This is a genomic window from Fundidesulfovibrio sp. (assembly GCF_058402725.1).
This window is the reverse complement of sequence record NZ_JBZVFJ010000200.1, coordinates 1-4872: the sequence shown is the minus strand read 5'-3', so window position 1 is coordinate 4872 and position 4872 is coordinate 1. Positions and strand designations below refer to the sequence as shown.

Genomic DNA, 4872 nt, shown 5'->3' with positions numbered 1-4872 from the left:
CCGCTTCTTCGAGGTGGGCCCGGCCATGCTGGTGAACGCCGGGCTTCCCGAGGCGCGCATCGTGCTGGACCCGGGCATCGGCTTCGGCAAGACCCTGGAGCACAACCTGACGCTCCTGCGCGGGCTTCCGCTCTTCGCGGGCTTCGGCAGGCCGCTTCTCATGGGGCTCTCCAACAAGTCGTTCCTCGGGGGGCTTCTGGGGCTCCAGGTGGACGAGCGCGGCCCGGCCACCCAGGTGGCCACGGCCCTGGCCTGGCGCAACGGAGCCTGGGCGCACCGCGTGCACGACGCGGCCGGGGCGGCGCACGCCCTGAAGCTGGCGGAGGCCATGACGTGAACCACTGGCTGGACGCCCTTCCGTCCTTCCTGCCCGTGGGCTGGCGCGAGGTGCTGGACATCTTCCTGGTGGCCGTGGTGTTCCACCGGGTGATGCTCCTGGTGCGCGGCACGCGGGCCGTGTCGGTGATCCACGGGGTCATCGTGGTGCTTCTGGCCTACTATCTGTCCGGCGAGTTCGGCCTCTTCACGCTGCACTGGCTCCTGGCCAACTTCCTGGGCTCGTTCTTCCTGGTGATGGTCATCCTCTTCCAGGCAGACCTGCGCAAGGCGCTCTCCCAGGTGGGGTTGCGCTGGTTCGGCGGGGCCAGGCCCCGGCGCGGCGGGCTGGAGGCTGAGGCGGCGCTCCTCGCGGACGCGCTCCTGGAGCTGGCGCGCCGCAGGGTGGGGGCGCTGGTGGTGCTGGAGCGCGGCGTGCCCCTGGGCGACGTGGCGGCGCGCGGCGTGGAACTCTCCACGCGGCTCACGCGCGACGTTCTGCTTGCGGTGTTCCACCACGAGAGCCCCCTGCACGACGGCGCGGTGGTGGCGCGCGGGGGCGACGTGGCCGCCGTGGGCTGCATCCTGCCCCTTGCCGCCTCCCGGACGCTGCCCTCCCAGTTCGGCACGCGCCACCGGGCGGCGGCGGGCGTCACCGAAGACACCGACGCCCTGGCCCTGGTGGTCTCCGAGGAGCGCGGCGAGGTCCGCGCGGCCCAGGGCGGGGCCGTGTCCGAACCCCTGGACCGGGAGGCCCTGGTCTCCCTGCTGGAGCGCGAATGGGCGGGCCGGGCATGAGCGTGCGCCGGGTGGGGTACGACTGGCTGCTGGCCCTTCTGTTGGCGGTGCTTTCGTGGTATCTGGTCACGGGCCGCGAGCGGGTGGACACCTGGGTGCGCGTGCGCATCGAGACCGCCGGGCTTGCCGAGGGCCTGGTGCTGCGCGGAGCGCCCCGCGACACCCTGGACGTGCTGGTGCGCGGCCCCAAGGGGCTCGTGCGCAAGCTTGATCCCAGCGAACTGATCTACACCCTGGACGCGCGCAAGCTCGCGCCCGGGGGCAACACGGTGGTCATCGCGCCCGAGAGCATCCCGGTTTCCAAGCTGTTCGAGGTGGTGGAGGTGCGCCCCTCGAGCCTGGAGCTGGAGGTGGAGCGCCGCCTCTCCAGGGCCGTGCCCGTGCGCCTGGCCTTCCGCGACGGCGCGCAGCGCGACTACAAGCTTTCCGGAGCCTTGGAACCGTCCCAGGTGACGGTTTCGGGCCCCGAGTCGGTGGTGAAGGGCATCGATTTCGTGCCCGTGCAGCCCATCACGTTGCCGGAGGACGGCACGGGCCGCCTGGAGGCCCCCGTGAACCTCGTGCTGCCCGAACAGGTGGAGGCCCAGCCCCGCTCGGTGCGCGCCCAAGTGAATTACCAGTTGCTCACGCGCGAGGCCGCCGTGGAGGTTCCTGTGCGCGTGGCGGGCGCTTCGGGGCATGTGGCGCACGTGTCGCCCGAGAGCGTGATGCTGCGTCTGCGCGCCCCTGTGCCGCTCCTGCGCGAGGGGGCCTGGCGCGGCCTTGTGGACGCCTTCGTCGAGATGCCGTCCGGGATGGCCCCGGGACGCCACGAGACAACCTACCGCGTGACCCTGCCCCAGGGCTGCGAACTCATCCAGGCCAGACCCGAGAAGGTGACGGTTCTGGTGAAATGATACGGGAGACCCCATGATAAAGCGCCTCTTCGGAACCGACGGCCTGCGCGGCCAGGTGAACATCCACCCCATGACCCCCGAGGTGGCCCTGCGCCTGGGCCTGGCCGCCGGTGCGCACTTCCGCAACGGCAAGGGCCGCCACCGCGTGGTCATCGGCAAGGACACGCGGCTCTCGGGCTATATTTTCGAGTACGCCCTGGCCTCGGGCTTCTGCGCCTCGGGAATGGACGTGTTCCTGGTTGGGCCGCTGCCCACGCCGGCCATCGCCTTCCTCACGCGCTCCATGCGCGCCGACGTGGGCGTGGTGATCTCGGCCTCCCACAACCCTTACATGGACAACGGCATCAAGTTCTTCGACCGCCGGGGCTTCAAGCTGCCCGACGAGGCCGAGGACCGCATCGCGGAGCGCGTCCTGGCCGAGGAGGACAGCTGGGAGTTTCCCGCCCCCGAGGACTGGGCCGCGCCTTCAAGATCGAGGACTCCCCCGGGCGCTACAACGTCTACCTCAAGTCCACCATCCGCTCGGAGCTCAAGCTCGACGGGCTCAAGGTGGTCATGGACTGCGCAAACGGCGCGGCCTACCGCGTCTCGCCCCTGGTGTTCGAGGAACTGGGCGCCAAGGTGATCAAGCTGGGCGTGGACCCCGACGGCATGAACATCAACCGCAAGGTGGGCTCGCTCTATCCCGAGGTGGCCGCGCGCATGGTGCGCGAGACCGGCGCGGACGTGGGCATCGCCCTGGACGGCGACGCCGACCGCGTGATCATGGTGGACGAGAAAGGGGGCATCCTGGACGGCGACCAGATCATGGCCATCTGCGCCCAGGACATGATGGAGCGCAACCAGCTGCCGGGCAACCTCCTGGTGGCCACGGTGATGAGCAACATGGCCCTGGAGGTGTTCATGCGCGAGCGCGGCGGCAGCCTCCTGCGCACCGCCGTGGGCGACCGCTACGTCTTCGAGGCCATGGAGCGAGAGGGCGCGATCCTGGGCGGCGAGCAGTCCGGGCACATCATCTTCCGCCACCACGCCACCACGGGCGACGGCACGCTGGCCGCCCTGCAGCTCATCCGCATCATGCTGGAGCGCGGCAAGCCCCTCTCGGAGCTGGCCCACCAGCTGGAGCCCTATCCCCAGGTGCTGCTCAACGTCCATGTGGAGCGCAAGATCCCCTTCGAGACCGTCCCGGCCGTTACAGACGCCGTGCGCGAGGCCGAGGCGGCGCTCCAGGGCAAGGGGCGCGTGCTCCTGCGCTACTCGGGCACAGAGTCGGTGGCGCGCGTGATGGTGGAGGGCACCGACGCCTCCCAGGTGCAGTCCCTGGCCGAATCCCTGGCCCAGACGCTCAAGGAGCATCTTCGCTAGCTCCGGGAAATTCGCTGGACATTCCGGGCGATTCTCCTAAAATGTTTTGTGGAGAAAAACGGCCCGGAAGCCGGCCCGGGGCATTGGTGCGGGCAGGTCCGGACCTTGAAGGAGAGAGTCGATGGAAATCTCGAAAGTCGTCGTTCCCGTGGCGGGGTGGGGCACCCGTTCGCTGCCCGCCACCAAGAACGTGCCCAAGGAAATGCTGCCCATCTTCAAGAAACCGGTGGTGCAGTATGTGGTGGAAGAGGCCCAGGCAGCCGGTCTCAAGGACGTGGTGTTCGTCACCAACCGCAACAAGACCATCATCGAGGACCACTTCGACTACAACCTCGCCCTGGAGCAGCTGCTCGAGAGCTCCGGCAAGACCGAGCTGCTCAAAACCGTGCGCCAGACCGCCGAGATGGCCAACATCATCACCGTGCGCCAGAAGAAGCAGCTTGGCCTGGGCCACGCCGTGCTTTGCGCCAAGGAGGTGGTGAAGAACGAGCCTTTCGCCGTCATGGTGGGCGACGACCTGATGTTCAGCATGGAGCCGGGCATCAAGCAGCTCATCAACGTGGCCCAGTCCGAGCACATGGCCGTGGTGGGCGTCATGGAGGTCCCGGCGGACAAGGTGTCCAGCTACGGCATCATCGAGGCCGACGAGTTCTCCTCCGGGCTCTACCGTGTGCGCGACCTTGTGGAGAAGCCCAAGCCCAGCGAAGCCCCCTCCAAACTGGCCATCGTGGGCCGATACGTGCTTTTCCCGGAAATCTTCAAGCACCTCGAGGCGCTTGAACCCGGCCCCGACGGCGAGTACCAGCTCACCGACGCCCTCAAGGGCCTGGCCAAATCCGGTCGGCTCATCGCAGCCAAGCTGCGCGGCCAGCGCTTCGACGCCGGTGACTGGGTGGATTATCTGGCCGCCAACATCTACTTCGCCCTCCAGGACGAAGACCTGCGCTATCCGCTCATCGCCAAACTGCGCGACTTCATGCCCATCTAGCCGCGCCCGGGCGCAATCCTTCCTTCGCGCCGCGTCCGCTTGCCGGATCGCGGCGCGAAGCCGTATGGAGCCCCAGGCGGATCGTCCCAAGAACCTGACGCCGCCCCAGGGAGGGCGACTCCATGGCCGACTGCTTCCCCCTCGTGCGCGTGGCACTGCTCACGCCACCCTTCGCCAGCTACACCTACCGGATGCCGCCGCGCTTCGCGGGGGGCGGGTTCCCGGCGGGCCTGCGCGTGGCCGTGCCGGTGGGAGGCTCGTTGCGCGCCGGGGTGGTCCTCGGGCCGGAGGAGGCCCTGCCCGAGGGCGTTGAGGCGCGCGACGCGCTCTGGCCCTTGGAACTCTCGGCGCTGCTTTCCCCCGGCTACGTGGCCATGGCCGAGACCCTGGCCGCCCGGCAGATGGAGCCCACGGGCCGGGTGCTGGCCACGCTCCTGCCTGCGGGGCTGCGTACGGCCCGAGCCTTCCTGCGCTTCCGGCACGAGGGCAGGATGCGCAAGCTCGCCCTGG

5 protein-coding genes and 1 pseudogene are annotated in these 4872 nt (G+C 69.3%); all 6 read left to right on the top strand.

Annotated features, from left to right (window positions below; all coding sequences use genetic code 11):
• On the top strand, positions 1–337 hold a 337-nt coding region (locus ACV4UX_RS17280), incomplete at its 5' end, for a dihydropteroate synthase (protein ID WP_491594523.1).
• Positions 334–1113, top strand: coding sequence for a diadenylate cyclase (locus tag ACV4UX_RS17275; RefSeq protein ID WP_491594522.1), 780 nt, complete (start codon positions 334–336; stop codon positions 1111–1113). The genes ACV4UX_RS17280 and ACV4UX_RS17275, both read left to right, overlap by 4 nt.
• Positions 1110–2009 carry a CdaR family protein gene (locus tag ACV4UX_RS17270; RefSeq protein WP_491594521.1) on the top strand — a complete coding sequence of 300 codons (900 nt, stop codon included), beginning with the start codon at positions 1110–1112 and terminating at the stop codon, positions 2007–2009. The genes ACV4UX_RS17275 and ACV4UX_RS17270 overlap by 4 nt, the downstream gene beginning before the upstream one ends.
• A gap of 13 nt (positions 2010–2022) precedes the next feature.
• Positions 2023–3374: pseudogene (gene glmM, locus ACV4UX_RS17265) on the top strand (phosphoglucosamine mutase).
• A 121-nt stretch (positions 3375–3495) separates the two neighbouring features.
• On the top strand, positions 3496–4362 hold the full coding sequence (gene galU / locus ACV4UX_RS17260) for a UTP--glucose-1-phosphate uridylyltransferase GalU (RefSeq protein ID WP_491594520.1): 867 nt from the start codon (positions 3496–3498) through the stop codon (positions 4360–4362).
• Between the two features lie 122 nt (positions 4363–4484).
• On the top strand, positions 4485–4872 hold a 388-nt coding region (locus tag ACV4UX_RS17255; protein ID WP_491594519.1), incomplete at its 3' end, for a primosomal protein N' family DNA-binding protein.